This is a genomic window from Algibacter marinivivus (assembly GCF_003143755.1).
Classification (GTDB): Bacteria; Bacteroidota; Bacteroidia; order Flavobacteriales; family Flavobacteriaceae; genus Algibacter_B; species Algibacter_B marinivivus.
This window is the reverse complement of the sequence record NZ_QFRI01000001.1, coordinates 1,019,694-1,042,262: the sequence shown is the minus strand read 5'-3', so window position 1 is coordinate 1,042,262 and position 22,569 is coordinate 1,019,694. Positions and strand designations below refer to the sequence as shown.

Genomic DNA, 22,569 nt, shown 5'->3' with positions numbered 1-22,569 from the left:
AATGGAATAAAGATAAATCGACTAATTTTATAGATAATAACCGAAACCTATCTAACCTAATGGCTCAAAATGCAATTCTTTTTATTCCAGATATTTCTGGTTTCACAGAATTTGTTCATCATACAGATATCAATCATAGCCGCCATATCATTTCAGAATTGTTAGAATTGCTTTTAGATAGTAATACTATGAATTTAGAATTGGCAGAAATTGAAGGTGATGCTCTTTTTCTTTACAAATTAGTTGATGCGGTTAATATTGAAATTCTTGAGCAACAAATAGAGAAGATGTATTTAGCGTTTCACACGCACTTAAAACGTTATGAGTATCAAAGAATTTGCAGTTGTGGAGCATGTTCTTCAGCTTATAATTTAAAGTTGAAGTTTGTTGTTCATTTTGGAGAGATAGAATTTATAAAAGTTAAAGACTCAAAAAAACCTTATGGCAGTCATGTTATTCAGGTACATCGTTTGTTAAAAAACGAGATTCCTATTGATGAATATGCGCTATTTACTGAAACGGTTAAAACTATTGATAAAACATCAAAAGACACCATTACTGCTTCTTACGATTTTGGAGATATTTCATTTAGTTATAACGAATTAAAGCCACTAAAAATAAGACTTCCAGAAGTAGACCCTATTCCAAAAGATGTACCAAAACACAAACTATTTGATGAAACTGAAATCATCAAATTACCTATTAATGATCTGTATGAAGTTATTAGCAATTTTGATTACAGGCTCTTGTGGGTAAAAGATGTGGTTAAAGTGGAATACGAAAAAAACAAAGTAAATCGTGTTGGAGAAAAACACAAATGCCTGTTTAATAAAAATGATGATATCACACAAACCACTATTACCAAGGAAGTTAAAAAAAATCAATTAGTTTATGGAGAGTCCACAATAAATGTCCCATTTACTAAGCGGTTTAATAGTTACTTTGTACTAGAGGAAATAGACAACCAAAGCACCAAATTAAACATCGAAGCGTTTGCAGATTTTAAGCCATTTGGCATCATTATGAAACCCCTCTTAAAATCTAAACTAAAACAGAATATTTCAGAAAGCATTAAAGATCTTGTGCTTTTAATAGATTCTGGCTTTTCGTTACACAAACAAAACTAACTTTTAAATTTGGGCGTTACCACAAGGGTCTCCCTGTTGCTCTACTTGAACCCACTACTAAAATTTTATATACTATTCACCTATTTTTTTTAATTACCTTGATAATACGATTAATAAAAATCTCTGATAAATTCCATTCATAACCATTAAAATCAGTAGTGTTTATAAATTGCACAACAATTGTGTCGATATCTTGATGGTATTCTGCAAGACTTTGATAACCAACAACCAAGCCTCCATGATCATATACGTAAGGATAGATTTCCTTTTCTCCTTCTTCAAATATAGAACCGTCATTTATAGCTCGTAAAAAGACACCAACGTCTTCAGCCGTAGCTAACATTCCGTATTCATTAGCTTTGAAATCTTTTTCATAACCAACATAGTATCCACTCATAACATCATCTAAATCGACTTCAGTAATCGAGAAAAATGTATTTTTCAGTTCTAGGGGTTTCAAAATTTTCTCTTTGATGTACTCATTGTGGTTATATCCTAATACAGTATCCATAATTTTGCGAAGCAATAAATAGTTAGTATTTGAATATTCGTATCCTTTATCAGGTTTAAAACTAGCTGGTAAATCAAGAGCAAATTCAAGTGCATTGTTGCCATTTTCCTGTTCGTTTTCCCAATAGGTTGGGTTATTTGTAAAATTTGGAATACCACTTCGGTGTTGAACCATCATTCTCAAGGTAATTTTGTCAGCATACTCTATTCTCCCCATAAGTTCTGGAAAGTAAGTAACCAGTGTTTCATCTAACGATAAACGCTTTTCTTTAACCATTTTGGTGATGGCAACTGCTGTATATAACTTACTGATACTTGCAATTTTGAACAATGATTTCGGGTCGGCAGGTATTTTGTTTTCTCGGTCTTTCCAGCCACCTGTGTAAAATGCTGGGGGCTTACCTGCCTCATCTATATAAACTACCATACCATCAAATCCATAACCAATAGCATCATCAACTTGCTCTTGAACTGTATTTGGCAATGGCATTATCCAAGCTTTAACTAAAACCCATGGTACAAAAAACAATGATATTATAGTTCCTGTAAGTAATACTATTCTAAATATATTTTTTTTCATAACGAAATTTGTTTTTTAGTAGAACGATTTAGAGATTTATATCACTTGCAAAACTCCATTTATATTTATAGGCCAAAAATTTTTTAATCTTGAATTGTTTAATATTATGGATGAGCTGTTATAATATTTATAAGCTAATTTAAAATGGCTAAAATGTGTCTGATAAAAAATCGCTTCAATTTTTTTTATCATTCGCTAAACGAAATTATCATTTTTTTCTGACAAAATAAAAATGTCAAATTTTGCTCATCTAAATTCACTAAAGATTGTTTTTAACTCATCAAAATCTATAATTAGTAAAAAACTTTTCAGCTAAATCGTTTTCGTAAAAAAACACATTTTTTATAGGCTTTTAATTAGTTACATTTGTGAATCAAACAGTTAAAACGATAAAATTAAATATAGATGAAGACTTTAAACGATTTTAATTTCGAAAACAAAAAAGCACTAATAAGAGTAGATTTTAATGTGCCTTTAAATGAGAATTTCGAAGTTACTGATGCAACAAGAATTATTTCAGCAAAACCAACAATTATAAAAATTTTAGAAGACGGAGGAAGCTGTATTTTAATGTCGCATTTAGGACGCCCAAAAGGATTCCAAGACGAGTTTTCATTAAAACATATTGCTGCTAAAGTTGAAGATGTTTTAGGAGTAGAAGTTAAAACAGTAGCAGATTGTATTGGTGATGATGTTGAAGCTGCGGCTGCAAGTTTAGAGCCAGGACAAATTCTATTACTAGAAAACTTACGTTTCTATAAAGAAGAAACCGCTGGAGATAAAGACTTTGCAGAGGAATTATCAAAATTAGGAGACATATATGTAAACGATGCCTTTGGTACTGCACATAGAGCGCATGCATCAACAACTATTGTAGCACAATTTTTTGAAGGTAAAAAATGCTTCGGTAGTTTATTGGCTCAAGAGATTGATAGCATCAAAAAAGTTATGGAAACTGGAGAAAAACCAGTATTAGCTATTCTTGGTGGAGCAAAAGTATCTTCAAAAATCACCATTATTGAAAATATTCTTGATAAAGTAGATCATTTAATTATTGGTGGTGGAATGGCGTTTACCTTTGTAAAAGCTCAAGGTGGAAAAATTGGAAACTCTATTTGTGAAGATGATAAAATGCCTTTAGCTCTTGAAATATTAGAACAAGCTAAAGCCAAAAGTGTACAGATTCATATTCCTGTAGATACTATTGCTGCAGACGATTTTAATAACGATGCAAATACACAAATAGTTGATATAAATGAAATTCCTGATGGATGGGAAGGTGTTGATGCTGGACCAAAATCTAGAGCACAATTCCATGATGTGGTTATGCAATCAAAAACCATTCTTTGGAACGGACCATTAGGTGTTTTTGAAATGGAAAGTTTTGCAAACGGTACTATACAATTAGGAAACTCAATTGCTGAAGCTACTAAAAATGGTGCTTTTTCACTAGTTGGCGGAGGAGATTCTGTTGCAGCGGTTAAGCAATTTGGTTTTGAAGATAAAGTAAGCTACGTAAGTACAGGTGGAGGTGCAATGCTAGAAAGCTTAGAAGGAAAAACACTTCCAGGAATTGCTGCTATTTTAGAATAGTTGTAATTAAGCTTTCAAATTAGATTAAAAAATACGATTTTAGCCATAGTATCGTTCATTAATGAATAGATTTTATGGCTTTTCGGTTTTTTATAATAGTATGTCTTCTTAAAATGAGTACTTGTTTTTCTCAAACACAAGACACAATTTCTGCATCAAATAATGTAATAAAAGACACAGTTGTTCAAAACACCCAAGCTAGAGATTCAATAATTCCTGATAATACCCAAGTTGTAAAAGTTATTGAGGCAGAAAAAGATAGCACCTCAATTAAAAAATTAGAAGACCTTGAATTTGCAGCTAAATTAGATGAAGCTTGGTTTGAGGAGTTATACAACAATCATTTATTTGACACGATATACAAATCGGTTACAGAACTTGATTATAAACCAGTTGATTATCCTGAATTATCAACAGATACTCTTAAAGCAAGATTAAAAGAACTTGATGCAAGAACGCCATTTAATGTTGAGTATAACCCTTCATTAGAAAATGTAATAAAGTCTTATTTAAAACATAGGCGTAAGTCTATACAAAAGCTAATAACCTTAAGTGCTTTTTATTTTCCAATGTTTGAAGGTGAATTAGATAAACACAACCTTCCGTTAGAAATAAAATATCTAGCCATAGTAGAATCTGCTTTAAAGCCAAGAGCAAAATCTAGAGTAGGAGCCACGGGATTATGGCAATTTATGTTTGGTACCGGTAAAGAGTATGGGTTAGACGTAAGCAGTTATGTTGATGAACGAAGCGACCCTATAAAATCTACAGAAGCAGCAGCAAAATATTTGGCAAGACTTTATAAAATATTTGGCGATTGGGATTTGGCTTTAGCGGCTTATAATTCTGGACCTGGAAATGTTAGTAAAGCTATTAGGCGTTCTGGAGGTTATCAAAATTACTGGAATATTCGTCATAATTTGCCAAGAGAAACCGCAGGATATTTGCCAGCATTTTTAGCAAATATGTACATTTTTGAATATGCTGCAGCACACGGTTTTAAAAAATATAAACCTGAGTTAGCGTATTTTGAAACAGACACCATTAGAGTAAAACAGATGATAACACTCGATCAGGTTTCAGAAGTTACAGGAACACCAATTGAGAAGCTTCAATTTTTAAACCCTTCATATAAATTAGATATTATTCCTTATATAAAAGATGAAAACTATGTTTTAAGATTACCTATTGATGTGGTTGGAGAATTTGTAAATAATGAAGATAAAATATATACTTATGCTAAAGCGGAATTTGATAAGCGCGAAAAACCAATGCCTCAGTTTTTTGAAGCTGATGCTAAAGTTAGGTATAGAGTAAAATCAGGCGATTATTTAGGTAAAATATCTAGAAAATATGGCGTTAGAGTTAGTCAAATCAAAAAATGGAATGGTTTAAGAAGTAATGATTTAAAGATAGGACAACGATTAACGATATACCCTAGGAAGCCTAATGTAAATGCTACTTCTTCCGCTAAAGCGAAAATAAAACCAAAACCTATTTCTGGAGAAGTAATTACATATGTAGTTAAAAGCGGAGACTCTCTTTGGAGTATTTCTCAAAAATTTCCTGGAGTTTCTATTCAAAATATTAAAGATTGGAACGGTATTAGTGGTAGTAAACTAAAACCAGGAATGACGCTTAAAATTTCTAAAGGTTAATTCTTAATAAATAAAGCAAATGATGAGAAATCTTCTTTTTTCAGTACTAGTGTTAACACTTTTAATGTCTTGTGGAGACAAAAAAAATTCGAATCAAAAGTTCCTACCTGATGCATCAGGAGCTATAAATAATGTTTCGGTTGTAGCAGAAAATGATTTGTGGGATGGTCGTGTAGGTGAAGCTATAAGAAATGTTCTTGCAAAACCTATTTATGGACTGCCTCAAGACGAACCTACATTTACAATTAGTCAAATTCCTCCAGCCGTTTTTTCTGGATTTGTAACCAAAAACAGAACGGTTTTAAAAATTGAAACAGGTAAAGAAGCAGGTATTACCATATCTGATGATGTATATGCAAAACCTCAAAAAGTAATTGTTATTTCAGGAAAAACTAAAGAAGATATTATTTCAGTACTAAAAGCAAATGATTCAAAAATTATTGAAATATTTAGGAATGAAGAATTGACTGAAAGAATGCGTCAAATGTCAAAATCGCCTCACGGTTTTACTTCAATTAAAGAAAAATTGGGATTAACAATTCAGTTTGCTTCCATTTACAGAATAGCAAAAGAAACAGAAAACTTCTTTTGGATAAGAAAAGACATTACAACAGGAACAAGTAACTTAATGATTTATGAATTGCCTTTTGACGCTATTAAAAAGAATGATAGTGTAGTAAATCAAATTATAAAAATAAGAGATTCTATAGGAAAAGCACATATTGAGGGCCCTGTTGAAGGTTCTTATTTGGTAACTGAAAATGCATATACACCTTTTCATGGGGAAACCATTATTGATAATAAGACTACTTTAGAAACTAAAGGTATTTGGGATGTTAAAAATGCATTTATGGGAGGTCCATTTATTAATTATGCTATTGAAGATAAGATAAATAAGCGTTGGGTAATTGTTGAAGGTTTTGCTTTTGCGCCTTCGGTTGATAAACGAAACTATATGCTAGAACTTGAGGCAATTATAAGATCAGTTAAAATTGAATAAGTAAAAAAGATTTAAAAATAAAAAAAACCAGCTCATTGAGCTGGTTTTTTATCAAGGCAAATTAAAATTTAGCCTTTTTTATCTTCTGTAGATTCATCTTCTTTACTAGCGTCTTTAAACTCTTTAATTCCACTACCTAATCCACGCATTAATTCTGGTATTTTTTTACCTCCAAATAGTAATAAAACAGCTAAAACAATTAATGCTATTTGCCAAGGTCCTATTGCTAAGGGTAACATGTATAAGCTCATAATTATGATTTTAAAACACAAAGTTAATAATTAAAGTTTAATAAAGTCGTTTTAAGTTCAACTTTAGCATATAGACCATCAAGTCTTGTAATAAATTTAATTATTTTTGTTTCAATATGGCAGACGAAAAAAAGAAACCAAAAAAGATAAAACGAAAATTACTCGATAAGTATCGATTAATGATACTAAATGAAAATACTTTTGAAGAGCGTTTATCATTTAAACTTACACGGTTAAATGTTTTTGTAATGAGTTCTTTGATGGCTATTTTTTTCATAGCATTAACATATCTACTTATTGCGTTTACACCATTAAAAGAGTATATTCCTGGTTATTCTTCAACAGCATTAAAAAAGAAAGCTACAGAATTAAGTTTTAAAACAGATTCCTTGCAACGTGTTATTGGAATGAATGATCGGTATTACGAATCGATTAAAAAAGTACTTACTGGCGACTTAAACGCTGTAGATTTTAATAAAGACTCTATCATTCAAGCCGTTAAACTAGAAGCAAGTGAAGTTGATTTAGCTCCGATTGCTGAAGACTCAATACTTCGTGAGAAAGTAGATAAAGAGGACAAATACAATTTGTTTGAATCGGCTACAACAGCAACTAATTTTGTGTTATTTCCGCCAGTTAGTGGTTCAATCAGTGAGCCTTACAATGCTAAAGAAAAACATTATGCAGTAGATATTGTTGTTGTAAAAGATACGCCTGTAAAAGCTACAGCAGATGGGATTGTTATTTTTGCTGAATGGACAGCAAGCACGGGTTATGTTATTATTATTGAACACAGCTATGGCTTAATTTCTGTATATAAGCATAATGCAGCTCTAACAAAAGAACAAGGTGATTTGGTTAAAGCAGGAGAAGTTATTGCTACAGCCGGAAATACAGGAGAGTTATCTACAGGACCGCATTTACATTTTGAACTTTGGAACGATGGCTACCCAATTAACCCAACAAATTTTATAGATTTTAAATAGATATGATATCATTAAAGTCTGCTTTAGCAAAACCTTTTGCAAAACGAGTCTATAAAAAAATTCAAAAATGGGCTAATAAACCTATTGAGACTCAAAATAAAGTTTTTCAAGAGCTAATTGCTGCTGCTGCTGGAACGGAATTTGGAATTGATCATGATTTTGTAAGTATAAATAACCACGAAGATTTTGTAAAACGTGTACCAGTAAGAGATTATGAAGCTCTAAAAAACTATGTTGAAAAAGTAGTTGCGGGCGAATCAGATATTCTTTGGAAAGGGAAACCTATTTATTTTGCTAAAACCTCTGGTACAACCTCTGGATCTAAATATATTCCAATTACCAAAGAAAGTATGCCGAGTCATGTTGAAGCTGCAAGAAATGCTATTTTAATGTACATACATGAAACTGGGAATAGCAAATTTGTAGATGGTAAAATGATTTTTTTACAAGGCAGTCCTATTTTAAAAGAACAGAATGGTGTGCAACTAGGTAGATTATCAGGTATTGTAGCACATTACGTTCCAAAATATTTACAAAAAAATAGATTGCCTTCTTGGGAAACCAATTGTATTGAAGATTGGGAAACTAAGGTTGATGCTATAGTTGAAGAGACCTTACCTGAAGATATGACTATAATTTCTGGAATACCCTCTTGGGTTCAAATGTATTTTGAAAAACTTCAAGAAAAAACAGGAAAGAAAGTTGGAGATGTGTTTAAAAACTTCAATTTATTCATTTTTGGGGGAGTTAATTATGAACCTTATAGAGCCAAATTTGAAAATCTTGTTGGTAGAAAAATAGATAGTATTGAATTGTATCCAGCAAGCGAAGGTTTTTTTGCTTTTCAAGATAAGCAAGGTGAAAAAGGAATGTTGCTACAGCTTAATTCTGGTATTTTTTATGAGTTTATTAAAGCTGATGAATTTTTTAATGAAAACCCGAAACGAATTACTATTAAAGATGTAAAAGTTGGAGTGAATTATGTAATGCTAATTTCAACAAATGCGGGACTTTGGGCATATAATATTGGTGATACTGTCGAGTTTACTTCAACAAAACCTTATAGAGTAATTGTTTCTGGAAGAATAAAACATTTTATTTCAGCCTTTGGAGAACATGTAATTGGAAAAGAAGTAGAGCAAGCTATGCAAGAAGCAACTTTAGATTCCGATATTAGAGTTTCTGAGTTTACTGTAGCACCTCAAATAACACCTAAATCTGGATTGCCTTTTCATGAATGGTTTATTGAGTTTGAGAATGAACCGGAAGACCTTTCCGTTTTAGCTAAAAAAATTGATGAATCACTTCAAAAACAAAACACCTATTATTTTGATTTAATTCAAGGTAAAGTTTTACAATCACTTAAAATAACAAAAGTAAAACAAGGTGGGTTTCAAGAGTACATGAAATCTGTTGGAAAATTAGGCGGCCAAAATAAGATTCCTAGGTTATCGAATGATAGGAAGATAGTTGATAAGTTTGAATTTCAAAACTGAAGATGAATACAGTTATACTATTTTTGTTTAAATTGATGATTATATACTAAATTAAAAAATTATGCCTAAAAAAGTTGCATTAATTACTGGAGTTACTGGACAAGACGGTGCTTATTTAAGTGAATTTCTGCTTAATAAAGGATACGAAGTTCATGGCATTAAAAGAAGAGCTTCACAATTTAACACCGATAGAATTGACCATTTATATCAAGATCCTCATGAAGAAGATGTTAATTTTATTTTGCATTATGGCGACTTAACTGATAGTACAAATTTAACTAGAATTATAAAACAAGTACAACCTGATGAGATTTATAATTTAGCTGCTATGAGTCATGTTCATGTATCTTTTGAAATGGCTGAGTATACTGCAGATACTGATGGCATGGGAGCATTAAGGATACTGGAAGCTGTTAGGCTTTTAGGGCTTACAAATAAAACAAGAGTTTATCAAGCATCAACTTCAGAACTTTATGGAAAGGTTCAAGAAGTTCCTCAAACTGAAACGACACCTTTTTATCCACGAAGTCCCTACGCTGTAGCAAAAATGTACGCCTATTGGATAACGGTTAATTACAGAGAAGCATATAACTTATTTGCATGTAATGGAATACTATTTAATCATGAATCACCAATAAGAGGTGAAACATTTGTAACTAGAAAAATAACCAGAGCTACATCAAAAATTGCTTTAGGGCTTCAAGAAAAAATTTACCTTGGTAACTTAGACGCAAAAAGAGATTGGGGGCATGCCAAAGATTATGTACGTGTGATGTGGATGATTCTTCAGGCGGATGAAGCTGAAGATTGGGTAATAGCAACAGGTAAAACAACATCTGTCAGGGACTTTGTTAAAATGTGTTTTTCTCATATAGGAATTTCTTTAGAATTTAAAGGCAACGGAGTAAGTGAAAAGGGTTATGTCAAAGCATGTGATAATAACAATTATAACTTGGAGATAGGTAAAGAGGTAGTTTGTGTTGATGAAAAATATTATCGCCCAACCGAAGTAGATTTGCTGATTGGAGATGCAACAAAAGCTAAAGAAAAGTTAGGATGGGAACCAAAATACGATTTAAAAAATTTGGTTGATGATATGATGAGTAGTGATTTAAAGTTGATGAAGAAAGAAGAATATTTAAAAGCAGGAGGATATACCATTAAAAATTATTTTGAATAAAACTTCTAAAATATACGTAGCTGGCCATAAAGGTTTAGTTGGTTCAGCAATTCTTAAAACACTTAAACAAAAAGGGTACTCTAACATAGTAACTAGAACACATAATGAACTGGACTTAACAAATCAAGTAGAAGTTTCTCAGTTTTTTGATTTAGAAAACCCCGAATATGTTGTGTTAGCAGCAGCAAAAGTTGGGGGAATTTTGGCAAATAATACATATCGTGCAAATTTTATTTATGAAAATTTAATGATTCAAAATAATGTCATTCATCATTCATATTTAAACCAAGTAAAAAAGTTGTTGTTTTTAGGAAGCACGTGTATTTACCCCAAAAACGCGCCTCAACCTATTAAAGAAGAATATTTATTAACTGATTCTTTAGAGTACACTAACGAGCCTTATGCTTTAGCTAAAATAGCTGGAATAAAAATGTGTGAGAGTTATAATATACAGTATAATACTAATTTTATTTCTGTAATGCCTACCAATTTATATGGGCCAAATGATAATTTTGATTTGGAAAAATCTCATGTATTACCAGCTTTAATTAGAAAAATTCATTTAGCAAAATTGCTTTCAGAAAACAAATATGTTGAGGTTTTAGCAGATTTAAATTTAAACAAAATAGATAAAGCTAAACAATATCTATCGCAAATAGGTGTTACAGCATCAAGTGTTGAAATTTGGGGAACTGGAACACCTAGAAGAGAGTTTTTATGGAGTGAAGATATGGCAGAAGCATGTGTTTTTATCCTTGAAAATATTGATTTTAAAGACACTTATCCAATAGATCAAAAAGAAATTAAAAACACACATATTAATATTGGATCAGGTAAGGATATTTCAATAAAAGAGCTTGGAGAAGCAATAAAAACTATAATTGGTTTTGAAGGTGATTTAGTTTACAACTCTGACATGCCAGATGGTACCCAAAGAAAGCTTACTAATGTGTCAAAAATTAATAGTAAAGGTTGGCAACACAAAATTGAGATCGAAGAAGGAATAGAGAAACTTTATGATTGGTATCGCAGTAAATAATAACTGGATTGAACTCTATAGTTATTAATAATTTTCCATTTAAAAATTAATACAAATAGTAGTATATTTGGCACAACCAAATTAAAACTATGCGCAGTAAAAAACATCATGAGAGAACACGTGCTCAAGAAAGCTCGAATGCTATTGAGCGGATGTACATTACTATGCGTCATTTATTTAATAGAGGGTTTTATAAACCAATGGGAGTTTCTGGTGAAACTTTAAGAAAATCTCTATTATTGTTAAGACCAGAAATTTATGGGTCTGTAGGTGACGAAAAAGCAGAACTAGAAGGATTAATTTATGTTATAGACAGATTACCGCAAGGTATCGAAGAGTGTACATTTATTAATTTAACCAGTGACGAAGGATATTCCACATCACATTTTACACCTATAATTCCTGAAAAGCGTCGTCGTAACTGTTACAGAATTGATGATGAACAAATGAATATTGAGATTACACGTGGACGATCTGAAATTTATGATATTCTAACGCATCTTACTTTTTTGTTTATTGAATCTCATAAAATTAGTAACCGAGTTTTAATTAATGAACAAGGTTCAACAACAAGAGATTGGAAAAAGATAGAAAAAACAGTTTTATCTAAAAAAGAGCTTACGCAAAAAGAACGGGAAGTAGCAATTACCCATGCTGCTAATATTTTAGGAAGGACATTTAATGAATTAAGTTCAATCTATAAAGAGTTTGCTACACCTTCTCAACCAGAGAGATTTCTTCATATTATATATTGGTTAGGGAAGCTAGCCATTGAAGAATTAGTGAATAATAATAAAAGGACAGTGACTTTTAGCCCTGTTTTAAGAGAGCGTATTGGACATCATATTCATGGTGAAATTTGGGCAGATGAAATTAAAGACCAACTTCATAAAAACAACCTGTTAGATAGACCAATTCATATTATAAGTGCTAACATGCATAGTGTTATGAATACACTATTTGCTTTTGAAGTAATAAAACCTAATAAACAAGAAGGAGACATATTTGAAGTATATCAATCTTTGAGTAAAAAAGAAAACCAAAGCTTACGCAATAAAGTTACAAAACAAGCGTTGCAAAATGGGATGATTTATATTGAGGATACATCAGGAACAAATATTGACGTTCAAATATTTGACACATCTAAACTTGATGTTGACAAAATGGATATTAAAGTGTCTGAAACAAGTTTAAAACAAAAAAAACCTGTTATATTGGTCATGGATTATGCGTTTGGTGAACAGGCTTATGAAACCATTGATGAGTTATTAAAACCATTCAAGCAAAATAAGACCGAATACCACCTTAATGTAGAGTCTATTTCCATTATGGGTAAAGCAGGTATTTTAGAAGGAGGTAAAGGAGATATTATGATTCCTTCTGCCCATATTTTTGAAGGTACAGCAGATAATTATCCATTTGAAAACGAATTGAAAAGAAAAGATTTAGAAGGTCAAGGGATTAGTATATGTGAAGGATCTATGGTTACGGTTTTAGGTACTTCTTTACAAAATAAAGACATTTTGAAGTTCTTTTACAATTCAACATGGCAGGTCATCGGCTTAGAAATGGAAGGGGCACATTATCAAAAAGCCATTCAAGCTGCGTCAAAGGTGCGCGGAAGTATTAAGCCTAATGTAAAAGTAAGATACGCTTATTATGCTAGTGATAATCCATTAAAAACTGGTGCAACTTTGGCATCGGGTGGGTTGGGGACATCAGGAGTCAAACCAACGTATTTAATAACAAGAACAATTTTAGAACAAATATTTAATTAATAAAAAATTATGAGTAAAGATTCGCAACAGTCACAGCAATCTGAAGAGGTAGACTTAGGTCAATTGTTTAAGTTAATTGGCAGAATGTTTGATAACTTCTTTAAGTTTTGCGGTAAAATTCTGTACAAGTTATTTTTGGCTTTTGTTTGGTGTGTGTTTTTTGCAAAAACACACATTATAACAATTATAGTTGCTGCAATTATTGGTTTTTGTATAGGGTTTACTAAAGAAAAACTTTCTAAACCAATTTTCAAATCAAGTATTATTATTAAACAAAACTATGATACTGGAAAAGCACTTAATAATACAATTGATTATTACAATAATTTAATTTTAGCATCAGATTCATTAGCATTAAATAAAAAATTAGGAATTGATTCTAAAGATGTTAATGGGATTTCTGGGTTTAACATGGAGACCGTTTTAAGTGAAAATCAGCAAAGGAAACTTTATTATGATTACATTAAAGAAGTAGATTCTGTATTTATATTAGAAACAGATTTTGAAACATTTTTAGAAAACTCTAATAATTATGATTTTGAAGAACAAAAAATCACAATTTTAGCTAATTCAAATAGAGACTTTAGCGGTGTATTACGAAGGATAATTAAAAACGTAGAGTCGATTCCATATTTTAAATTAGAAAAACAAAAAGACTCTTTAGAAATTATTATAAGAGAAAGAGCAGTACTAGAATCTTTAAAGGAGTCAGATTCTTTACGAAAGACATATCAAAGAGTTTTAGAAAGTAAATTAAATCAACAGCCATTAAGTGGTTCTCAAACCAGTGTTACTATTGATAATACTAAAGATAATAATGAAACTAAAGAGTTTGAATTATTTAATAGTAATTTGGTCTTAAGAAAAGAATTGGCTTTAATTGGTCGTCAAAAATCTGACAAAGCAAATATTATTGATATAATTTCAATAGAACAATCAGAAGGGATTTTAGACATATCTGTGTCGTTCTTTGGAAGAAAAACAACAAAAAAAGTTGTTTATTCTATATTGTTTGCCTTTCTAGCTGTAGCATTTCTATCTATTAGGGAATTTATTAGATTTCTGGATAAGTATAAAAATGAAATATAAACAATGATTATCTTAGTAACAGGTGGATATGGTTTTATTGGATCTAATTTTATAACATATTTTTTAAACCGTCATAAGAATATCAAAATTATAAATATAGATAAGCTCACTTACGCAGGTGAGCTTTCTAATTTACATGAAATTAATAATAATCCTAATTATGTATTTGTTAAGGGAGATATTTGTGATAGAAATTTAATTGAAAATTTGTTTGCTAAATATGATTTTAATGGTGTGATTCATTTTGCTGCTGAATCACATGTAGACAATTCCATTAAAAACCCTAATGAGTTTATAAACACTAATGTTTTAGGTACATTTAATTTATTGGATGTTGCTAAAAATCATTGGATGTTGTTACCTCACCAAATCAAACCTAAGCATAAAGCTTCGAGGTTTCTACATATATCAACGGATGAGGTATACGGAACCTTAGGTGATGAAGGCTTATTCACAGAGGAAACACCTTATGCGCCTAACAGCCCTTATAGTGCTTCAAAAGCATCATCTGATTTTATTGTTAGAAGTTATTTTCATACTTATGGATTAAATGTTGTAACCACTAATTGTTCAAATAATTATGGACCAAAACAGCATGATGAGAAATTGATTCCTACTATTATTAGAAAAGCACTAAGTAACGAACCTATTCCTATTTACGGAGATGGTGAAAATATTAGAGATTGGTTGTATGTAGAAGACCATTGCGAAGGTATTAATTTAGCTTTTAATAAAGGTATAACAGGGGAAACCTATAATATTGGTGGAAAGAACGAAAGAAATAATTTATATATTGCAAATACAATTTGCAGCATATTAGATGAGGTTTTACCTAAAAAGAAACCTTATAAAGACCAAATATCTTTTGTCAAAGACAGACCAGGTCACGATTATAGATATGCCATAGATGCTTCTAAAATAGAAAATGATTTAGAGTGGGTTTCAAAAGAGAATTTTGAATCAGGAATAAGAAAAACAATTGATTGGTATATTAAAAAATATCAAGAATAATGAAAGGAATTATACTAGCAGGCGGTTCAGGGACACGTTTATATCCACTTACAAAAGTAGTGAGTAAACAGCTCATGCCTGTATATGATAAACCAATGATTTTTTACCCTTTAACAACTTTAATGTCATCTGGAATTAGAGAGGTTCTTATTATTTCTACATCTAAAGATTTACCAGAATTCAAAGCGCTTTTAGGAAGTGGAAGTGATTATGGTTGTAAGTTTGAATATGCGGTTCAAGAAAAACCCAATGGATTAGCCGAGGCATTTATTATAGGAGAAACGTTTATAGGAAATGATAGTGTTGCGCTTATTTTAGGAGATAATATTTTTTATGGTTCAGGATTAGAAAAGACTTTGCAAGCTAATATTAATCCCAAGGGAGGCGTTATTTTTGCATATCATGTTCAAGATCCTCAGCGTTATGGTGTTGTTGATTTTGACAAGGATAATAAAGCCATATCTATTGAAGAAAAACCGGTTAAGCCTAAATCAAATTTTGCGGTACCAGGTATTTATTTTTATGATAATTCTGTTATAAATATAGCAAAAAGCATTAAGCCTAGTGCTAGAGGAGAGTTAGAAATTACTGATGTTAATAAAGTATATCTCCATCAAGGGGCTCTTAATGTTCAAATTTTAGATAAAGGTACTGCATGGTTAGATACTGGTACTTTTGCATCATTGATGCAAGCTTCTCAGTTTGTTCAAGTAATTGAAGATAGGCAAGGAACAAAAATAGGATGTATAGAAGAAATGGCTTTCAAAATGGGTTTTATTAATAAAAAGCAATTAATTAAATTGGCCAAACCACTTCTTAAAAGTGGATATGGAGAATATCTTCAGAAATTAATTTAGAATATGAAGTTTGAAGAAACATATTTAAAAGGGTGCTTTGTAATTACACCAACTTTATTTAAAGATGAAAGAGGTTTTTTTTTTGAAAGCTTTAATAAAAAAAAGTTTGAAAGAGAAACAGGTGTTAAAGTGAATTTTGTTCAAGATAATCAATCAAAATCTTCAAAACATGTTTTAAGGGGTTTGCATTTTCAAAAAGGACAATTTTCTCAATCAAAATTAATAAAGGTTGTAAAGGGAAAAATATTGGATGTTTGCGTGGATGTAAGACCAGACTCACCTACTTTTGGAAAATATTTTTCCATTATATTAGAGGACATTGAACATAAACAGCTATACATTCCAAAAGGTTTTGCCCATGGATTTATTGCATTGGAGGATAATACAATTTTGTCCTATAAATGTGATAATTTTTACAATAAAGAATCTGAATCTGGTATTATATTTAATGATGATGAATTAGACATTGAATGGGGCGTTCCTGAAAACTTACTTAAACTCTCTGATAAAGATAAAAAGCTACCACCATTTAAAAAGTTATTTAAACTTGATGAATAAAAGAATTTTAGTTACTGGAGCAGCGGGTCAATTAGGTAAAACAATTGAGGAATTATTCTTTAAAAATAATTTAAACTTAGATTTTGTTTTTGTTACCAAAGCAGAATTAGATATTACTAATTATAATGAAGTTAAAAATTATTTTAATAACAATAATTTTGATTACTGTATAAATTGCGCGGCTTATACTAATGTAGAACAAGCTGAAAGAACACCAAAAATAGCATTCAATATTAATGCTTATAGTGTTAAATATTTGGCTAAACTTTGTAGAGAGAATAATATTATTTTAATTCACATATCTACTGATTATGTATTTGATGGTGAAAAAGATAAACCTTACACAACAACAGATGCGACAAACCCTATAAATGAGTATGGAAAATCTAAGTTACTCGGAGAAAAATATATTATGGATATTTTAAAAAAATATTTTATAATTAGAACATCATGGTTATATAGTAAAAAATATGGAAACAATTTTTATAAAACCGTTTTAAAGAAGGCAGAAATAGCAACAGAACTTTCTATTACAACTGAGCAAACTGGATGCCCAACAGACACAGTTAGTTTATCAAACTATATTATTAATACAATACTTAAAAGCACACCGTCATTTGGTATCTATCATTTTTGTGGTAAAAAACCAATGACCTGGTATGATTTTACAAAGCAAATACTGTTAGACAATAATTTGTCTAATAAGATAAACCTTGTTAAAGTAAACAATTATTGTACTTTTGCAAGACGACCAAAATTCAGTGTTTTAGAAAATACTAAATAAATGAAAAAGAAAAACTTAATTGTTTTCGGAACAAGACCTGAAGCCATTAAAATGGCACCTCTTGTTAAAGAGTTTTTAAAAAACCATGATAAATTTGAAACTAAAGTATGCATCACAGCTCAGCATCGAGAGATGTTAGACCAGGTTCTAGAATTTTTTGAAATTAAACCTGATTTTGATTTGGATTTAATGAAACCAAATCAAAACCTATATTCTTTAACTGCGGATATAATAACAAATTTAAAACCTATTTTAGAAGAGTTTAATCCAGACTATGTTTATGTTCATGGAGATACAACAACTACAATGGCAACTAGTATAGCTGCATTTTATTCAGGCGCAAAAGTGTGTCATATTGAAGCTGGTCTTAGAACATTTAATAAATGGTCTCCTTTTCCAGAAGAGATAAATAGAAGTGTTACAGGAAGTATATCTGACTACCATTTTTCTCCCACACCAACTTCAAAAGAAAATTTATTGAGAGAGAATGTGTCTGATAAAAACATATTAATTACTGGAAACACTGTAATTGACGCTTTAAAGTTTAGCACATATAAAGTTGAGTCCCCTCTTTTTAAAGACTCAGAAATTGAAAACCTAAAAACTTCTCTAGATTTATCAAAACGGTTGATATTAGTTACAGGCCATAGGAGAGAAAATCATGGACAAGGATTTATAAATATTTGTAAAGCTTTAAAACAAATAGCGCAAGAAAATCAGGATTGTCAAATTATTTACCCTGTGCATCTAAACCCAAACGTTCAAAAACCAGTATATGAACTTTTAGAGAATATTAGTAATATAAATTTAATCCATCCTTTGTCATACCCATCTTTTGTTTGGTTAATGAATAAATCACACTTAATTATAACAGATAGTGGTGGAGTCCAAGAAGAAGCTCCTAGTTTAGGGAAACCTGTTTTAGTTATGAGAGATACTACAGAGCGTCCTGAAGCGGTAGATGTAGGAACCGTTTTATTGGTTGGTACTGATACTGATAAAATAGTGAAGCAAACAAATAATCTATTAAATAACGAAAGCAGTTATAAATCTATGAGTATGTTGCATAATCCTTATGGTGATGGAACGGCATGTCATAAAATAGTTTCATTTATATCAAATTTATAGAATATGGATAAAAAACCAAGTGTCGTTATGATTGGGCTGGGCTATATTGGCCTACCAACAGCAGCTTTAATTGCACAAAATAAAACTTACGTTCACGGAGTAGATATTAACCCTAAAGTGGTTGAAACTATAAATGCGGGAAATATACATATAATAGAACCAGAGCTGGATGTAGCTGTTGCAAATGCAGTTAAAGACGGATACTTGAAAGCAGATATTAATCCTGTAGAAGCTGACACTTATTTAATTGTGGTTCCTACTCCTTTTAAAGCTAGAAATGAACCTGATATTTCATTTGTTGAAGCAGCAACAAAAGCGATTCTTCCTCTTTTAAAAGAAGACGATTTATATATAATAGAATCAACTTCACCTATAGGTACTACTGAGAAAATGATGGACTTTATATATTCTGAAAGGCCAGAATTAAAAGATAAATTAAATATTGCTTATTGCCCAGAAAGAGTACTTCCAGGAAATGTTATGTATGAATTAGTACATAATGATAGAGTTATAGGTGGTGTTGATGAAAAATCAACCGAAAAAGCATTAGCTTTTTATAGTCAGTTTATAAAAGGTAATTTACACAAAACAAATGCTAGAACAGCAGAAATGTGTAAACTAGTTGAAAATTCTTCAAGAGATGTTCAAATTGCATTTGCAAATGAATTGTCTTTGATATGTGATAAAGCAAATATTAACGTTTGGAATTTGATAGATTTAGCAAACAAACACCCTCGAGTAAATATATTGCAACCTGGTTGTGGTGTTGGAGGGCATTGTATAGCAGTTGACCCATATTTTATAGTTGCAGATTATCCTATGGAATCTAAAATAATTGGGAAAGCAAGAGAAATTAATAATTATAAGTCTTTTTGGTGCGCTGAAAAAGTACAAACAACTAAATTAGAATTTGAATTAAAGCATGGAAGAAAACCAAGTATTGCTATAATGGGATTAGCTTTTAAACCAAATATTGATGACTTGAGAGAGTCACCAGCAAAATATATAGCCCAAAAAGTGTTACAAAATGCTAATAATGAAGAGTATTTTATAGTTGAACCTAATATAGAAACCCACAAAGTATTCAAACTAACTAACTATGAAGAAGCCGTTCAGAAAGCAGATTTAATTGTGTTTTTAGTAGCTCATGATGAGTTTAAAAAGTTGAATATATCAAACAAAAAAATTGTTTTAGATTTTTGTGGTATTAGTAAATAAGTATATTTTCAATAGAAGACCAAAATGAATAAGAAAGATTATTTTGCCCATGAAACAGCGATAATTGACAAAGATTGTGAGATAGGAAAAAATACTAAAATCTGGCATTTTTCTCATATTATGTCGGATTGTATTATTGGTGAATCTTGTAATATCGGTCAGAATGTAGTTGTTTCCCCAGATGTGAGAATTGGAAGAAATGTAAAAGTCCAAAATAATGTATCAATATATTCAGGTGTGATTTGTGGAGATGACGTTTTTTTAGGGCCTTCCATGGTTTTTACAAATGTTATTAATCCTCGGAGTGGTGTAAACCGCAGAGGACAATACACAAAGACTATTGTAAAAAAAGGAGCTTCAATAGGCGCAAATGCAACTATTATTTGTGGGAATGATATAGGAGAATATGCTTTGATAGGAGCAGGTGCTGTAGTAACTAAACCTATTAAACCTTATGCGTTGGTTGTTGGTAATCCAGCAAAACAAATAGGATGGGTTGGAGAATTTGGCCATCGTTTGAAATTTAATAAAGATAACATAGCTGTTTGCCCTGAAAGTAAGCAACAGTATATTTTGAAACTAAATAACGTAGAAAGAATAAAATAAATGAACATAGATTTTGCTAATTTAACCAAGGCTTATTTAGAACATAAAGAAGGTATTGATTATTCCATAAATAGTGTTATATCTTCTTCTCGTTTCATTATGGGGCAAGAAATAAATGAATTGGAAGCAGCATTACAAGAATATACAGGATCTAAATATGCAATTACTTGTTCTTCAGGTACTGATGCATTGTTATTAGCTATGATGGCAATTGATATTAAACCTGGAGATGAAATTATAACCAGCCCTTTTACTTTCATTGCTACAGCTGAAACAATTGCTTTTTTAGGGGCTATCCCAGTATTTGTCGACATTAATGAAGAAACTTATAATATAGACACTAATCTTATTGAAGAAAAAATTAGTAAAAAAACCAAAGCAATTATGCCAGTTTCTCTTTTTGGGCAAATTGCAGATATGGATGAAATTAATGAATTAGCAGAAAAATATAAATTAGCCGTTATTGAAGATGCTGCACAAAGTTTTGGAGCTACTTATAAAGGAAATAAAAGTTGTAATCTCTCCACTATAGGTTGCACTTCTTTTTTTCCAGCAAAACCATTAGGGTGCTTTGGGGACGGAGGGGCACTATTTACTGATGATGAAAATTTAGCAGATAAAATAAAGAGTATGAGAATTCATGGGCAAACAGAGAGATATATACATAAATATGTTGGAATAGGAGGGCGTTTAGATACATTGCAAGCAGCGGTTCTGTTAGAAAAATTAAAGTATTATGATAATGATATAAAAAGAAGACATAATGTTGCAATGTATTATAACCAAAAGTTTGGAAATAGTATAATTAGACCATTTATAAAAAAAGAAAATACATCAGTATGGGCTCAATATTCTATTCGCATTAAAAAACGTGATACATTGCAAGTAAAGCTTAAAGAGAAAGGAATACCTACTGCTGTACATTACCCTAAACCACTTCACTTACAAGAATGTTTTGGTTATTTAGGATATAAAAAAGGAGCTTTCCCAGTATCGGAAAAAATTTCTAATGAAATTATGAGTTTGCCTATGAATCCATATATAACAAATGAAGAAATTAACTATATAGTTAATGAAATAAAATCATTGATATAGTTATTTATCTAAATTATAATAAAATGAAAAAATTAAACAAATATAAAATACTAATTTGCATCCTATTTTTATTGGTAATATCAAGTTGTAAAGAAAAAAATGAGGGGCAAAAAAAAATAGAGACTATAGAGAATAATATAAAAGAAGTTGAAGAGGTAAAAGACATTAAATCTTTTTTAAATTTAGTGAATAAACCTAATTCAATTATTAAAGACTTTAGTTTTGGCGATAATATTCAAATAAATAAATTTAATCATTTTAGAGATTCTCTTGGTGTTTCTTCTTTCATCTTCCAAATAGAAACTATTAATTCAGACATAGATTTAGATAAATATAGAATAAATTTAAGGATTACTCCTTTTAGTAACCAGAACAATTTATTGAGAGAGGATTCTAAAAAATCTAATTTAAACTATGATTCCTGGTTTTCAGATTTTAAAATTAAAAATAGCAATAGTAATACAAAATATATTGTATTTTCTCTTAGAACCGACATTAGTGAATTTAAAAACATAGAACTATTTCTTTATGATAAACAATTAAAAAAGTTTATTGGGAATAAGGTTAGTATTGATTATGAATTTGAAAATTATTTAAATTCTTCCAAAAAAGTAAATGTTCATAAGACAGATGGAATATTAGGAAGGGAATTTTCTGTAAGTAATTTTAAAGCTTATATGAAAGAAGGTTCAAAGGGGTTTTATGTAGCCTATCAGTTAACTGATGTTGTCCCTGAAGAAAGATTTGCAAAAAAAAGACTGATGATTAATATATTCCCTACAGATAGTTATCAAGATTTCCTGAGGGAAGATTCCAAAAAAAATAATAGTTCTTTTGATTCTTGGTATTATGATATTAAGATCAAAGAATATGAAAATTCTCAATTTCTATGGGCTTATATTCCAACTGAAATACTAGATTTTAATAAAATAGAAGCATATATATATGATGAAACTCAAAAGCGTTTTGTAGGTTTACCTGTAATATTAAAGGATGTTTCACTCGATTTTAATAAATAATTTTTA

21 protein-coding genes are annotated in these 22,569 nt (G+C 30.5%); 19 read left to right on the top strand and 2 right to left on the bottom strand.

Going from position 1 to position 22,569, the window contains the following annotated elements; genetic code table 11:
• The first annotated feature begins 59 nt into the window (after positions 1–59).
• Complete coding sequence (locus DIS18_RS04945) at positions 60–1,127, top strand: DUF2652 domain-containing protein (protein ID WP_109351908.1); 1,068 nt, start codon at positions 60–62, stop codon at positions 1,125–1,127.
• Positions 1,128–1,203: 76 nt separating this feature from the next.
• Here DIS18_RS04945 and DIS18_RS04940 read toward each other — a convergent pair whose 3' ends face one another.
• The gene (locus DIS18_RS04940; protein WP_109351907.1) at positions 1,204–2,217 is read right to left on the bottom strand and encodes a serine hydrolase domain-containing protein; all 1,014 of its coding nucleotides are present in this window, start codon (positions 2,215–2,217) and stop codon (positions 1,204–1,206) included.
• 405 nt (positions 2,218–2,622) lie between these two features.
• Between DIS18_RS04940 and DIS18_RS04935 the strand changes: the two genes are divergently transcribed.
• The 3 genes from DIS18_RS04935 to DIS18_RS04925 all read left to right on the top strand — a co-directional run bounded on the left by DIS18_RS04935 (position 2,623) and on the right by DIS18_RS04925 (position 6,468).
• On the top strand, positions 2,623–3,810 hold the full coding sequence (locus tag DIS18_RS04935) for a phosphoglycerate kinase (protein WP_109351906.1): 1,188 nt from the start codon (positions 2,623–2,625) through the stop codon (positions 3,808–3,810).
• A 113-nt stretch (positions 3,811–3,923) separates the two neighbouring features.
• Positions 3,924–5,468, top strand: coding sequence for a LysM peptidoglycan-binding domain-containing protein (locus DIS18_RS04930; protein ID WP_245925574.1), 1,545 nt, complete (start codon positions 3,924–3,926; stop codon positions 5,466–5,468).
• A gap of 22 nt (positions 5,469–5,490) precedes the next feature.
• Positions 5,491–6,468 carry a DUF4837 family protein gene (locus DIS18_RS04925; protein WP_109351904.1) on the top strand — a complete coding sequence of 326 codons (978 nt, stop codon included), beginning with the start codon at positions 5,491–5,493 and terminating at the stop codon, positions 6,466–6,468.
• 68 nt (positions 6,469–6,536) lie between these two features.
• Here DIS18_RS04925 and tatA read toward each other — a convergent pair whose 3' ends face one another.
• On the bottom strand, positions 6,537–6,719 hold the full coding sequence (tatA, locus tag DIS18_RS04920; RefSeq protein WP_109351903.1) for a twin-arginine translocase TatA/TatE family subunit: 183 nt from the start codon (positions 6,717–6,719) through the stop codon (positions 6,537–6,539).
• A gap of 116 nt (positions 6,720–6,835) precedes the next feature.
• Between tatA and DIS18_RS04915 the strand changes: the two genes are divergently transcribed.
• From DIS18_RS04915 to DIS18_RS04845, 15 genes are all read left to right on the top strand, one after another.
• Positions 6,836–7,705, top strand: coding sequence for a M23 family metallopeptidase (locus DIS18_RS04915; protein WP_109351902.1), 870 nt, complete (start codon positions 6,836–6,838; stop codon positions 7,703–7,705).
• A gap of 2 nt (positions 7,706–7,707) precedes the next feature.
• Entirely contained in the window at positions 7,708–9,201 is a 1,494-nt protein-coding gene (locus DIS18_RS04910; RefSeq protein ID WP_109351901.1) for a GH3 auxin-responsive promoter family protein, read from the top strand.
• Positions 9,202–9,262: 61 nt separating this feature from the next.
• The gene (gene gmd, locus DIS18_RS04905; protein ID WP_109351900.1) at positions 9,263–10,381 is read left to right on the top strand and encodes a GDP-mannose 4,6-dehydratase; all 1,119 of its coding nucleotides are present in this window, start codon (positions 9,263–9,265) and stop codon (positions 10,379–10,381) included.
• Positions 10,374–11,420 (top strand): GDP-L-fucose synthase family protein, encoded by a 1,047-nt coding sequence (locus tag DIS18_RS04900; RefSeq protein ID WP_109351899.1) that lies wholly within the window; start codon positions 10,374–10,376, stop codon positions 11,418–11,420. The genes gmd and DIS18_RS04900 overlap by 8 nt, the downstream gene beginning before the upstream one ends.
• Positions 11,421–11,509: 89 nt before the next feature.
• Entirely contained in the window at positions 11,510–13,198 is a 1,689-nt protein-coding gene (locus DIS18_RS04895) for a DUF6909 family protein (protein ID WP_109351898.1), read from the top strand.
• A gap of 9 nt (positions 13,199–13,207) precedes the next feature.
• Positions 13,208–14,287, top strand: coding sequence for a hypothetical protein (locus DIS18_RS04890; RefSeq protein WP_109351897.1), 1,080 nt, complete (start codon positions 13,208–13,210; stop codon positions 14,285–14,287).
• 3 nt (positions 14,288–14,290) lie between these two features.
• A complete protein-coding gene (gene rfbB, locus DIS18_RS04885) occupies positions 14,291–15,298 on the top strand; it encodes a dTDP-glucose 4,6-dehydratase (RefSeq protein WP_109351896.1) in 1,008 nt (335 codons plus the stop codon).
• Positions 15,298–16,155, top strand: a complete 858-nt coding sequence (gene rfbA / locus DIS18_RS04880; protein ID WP_109351895.1) for a glucose-1-phosphate thymidylyltransferase RfbA — start codon at positions 15,298–15,300, stop codon at positions 16,153–16,155. The genes rfbB and rfbA overlap by 1 nt, the downstream gene beginning before the upstream one ends.
• 3 nt (positions 16,156–16,158) lie before the next feature.
• On the top strand, positions 16,159–16,713 hold the full coding sequence (gene rfbC, locus DIS18_RS04875) for a dTDP-4-dehydrorhamnose 3,5-epimerase (RefSeq protein ID WP_109351894.1): 555 nt from the start codon (positions 16,159–16,161) through the stop codon (positions 16,711–16,713).
• The gene (rfbD, locus tag DIS18_RS04870; RefSeq protein ID WP_109351893.1) at positions 16,706–17,497 is read left to right on the top strand and encodes a dTDP-4-dehydrorhamnose reductase; all 792 of its coding nucleotides are present in this window, start codon (positions 16,706–16,708) and stop codon (positions 17,495–17,497) included. The genes rfbC and rfbD overlap by 8 nt, the downstream gene beginning before the upstream one ends.
• Positions 17,498–18,625 (top strand): non-hydrolyzing UDP-N-acetylglucosamine 2-epimerase, encoded by a 1,128-nt coding sequence (wecB, locus tag DIS18_RS04865; protein WP_109351892.1) that lies wholly within the window; start codon positions 17,498–17,500, stop codon positions 18,623–18,625.
• 3 nt (positions 18,626–18,628) lie between these two features.
• On the top strand, positions 18,629–19,843 hold the full coding sequence (gene wecC, locus DIS18_RS04860) for a UDP-N-acetyl-D-mannosamine dehydrogenase (protein ID WP_109351891.1): 1,215 nt from the start codon (positions 18,629–18,631) through the stop codon (positions 19,841–19,843).
• A 24-nt stretch (positions 19,844–19,867) separates the two neighbouring features.
• Positions 19,868–20,449 (top strand): acyltransferase, encoded by a 582-nt coding sequence (locus DIS18_RS04855; RefSeq protein WP_109351890.1) that lies wholly within the window; start codon positions 19,868–19,870, stop codon positions 20,447–20,449.
• Positions 20,450–21,544, top strand: coding sequence for a DegT/DnrJ/EryC1/StrS family aminotransferase (locus DIS18_RS04850; RefSeq protein ID WP_109351889.1), 1,095 nt, complete (start codon positions 20,450–20,452; stop codon positions 21,542–21,544).
• Between the two features lie 23 nt (positions 21,545–21,567).
• A complete protein-coding gene (locus DIS18_RS04845; RefSeq protein ID WP_109351888.1) occupies positions 21,568–22,563 on the top strand; it encodes a hypothetical protein in 996 nt (331 codons plus the stop codon).
• The last annotated feature ends 6 nt before the right edge of the window (positions 22,564–22,569 follow it).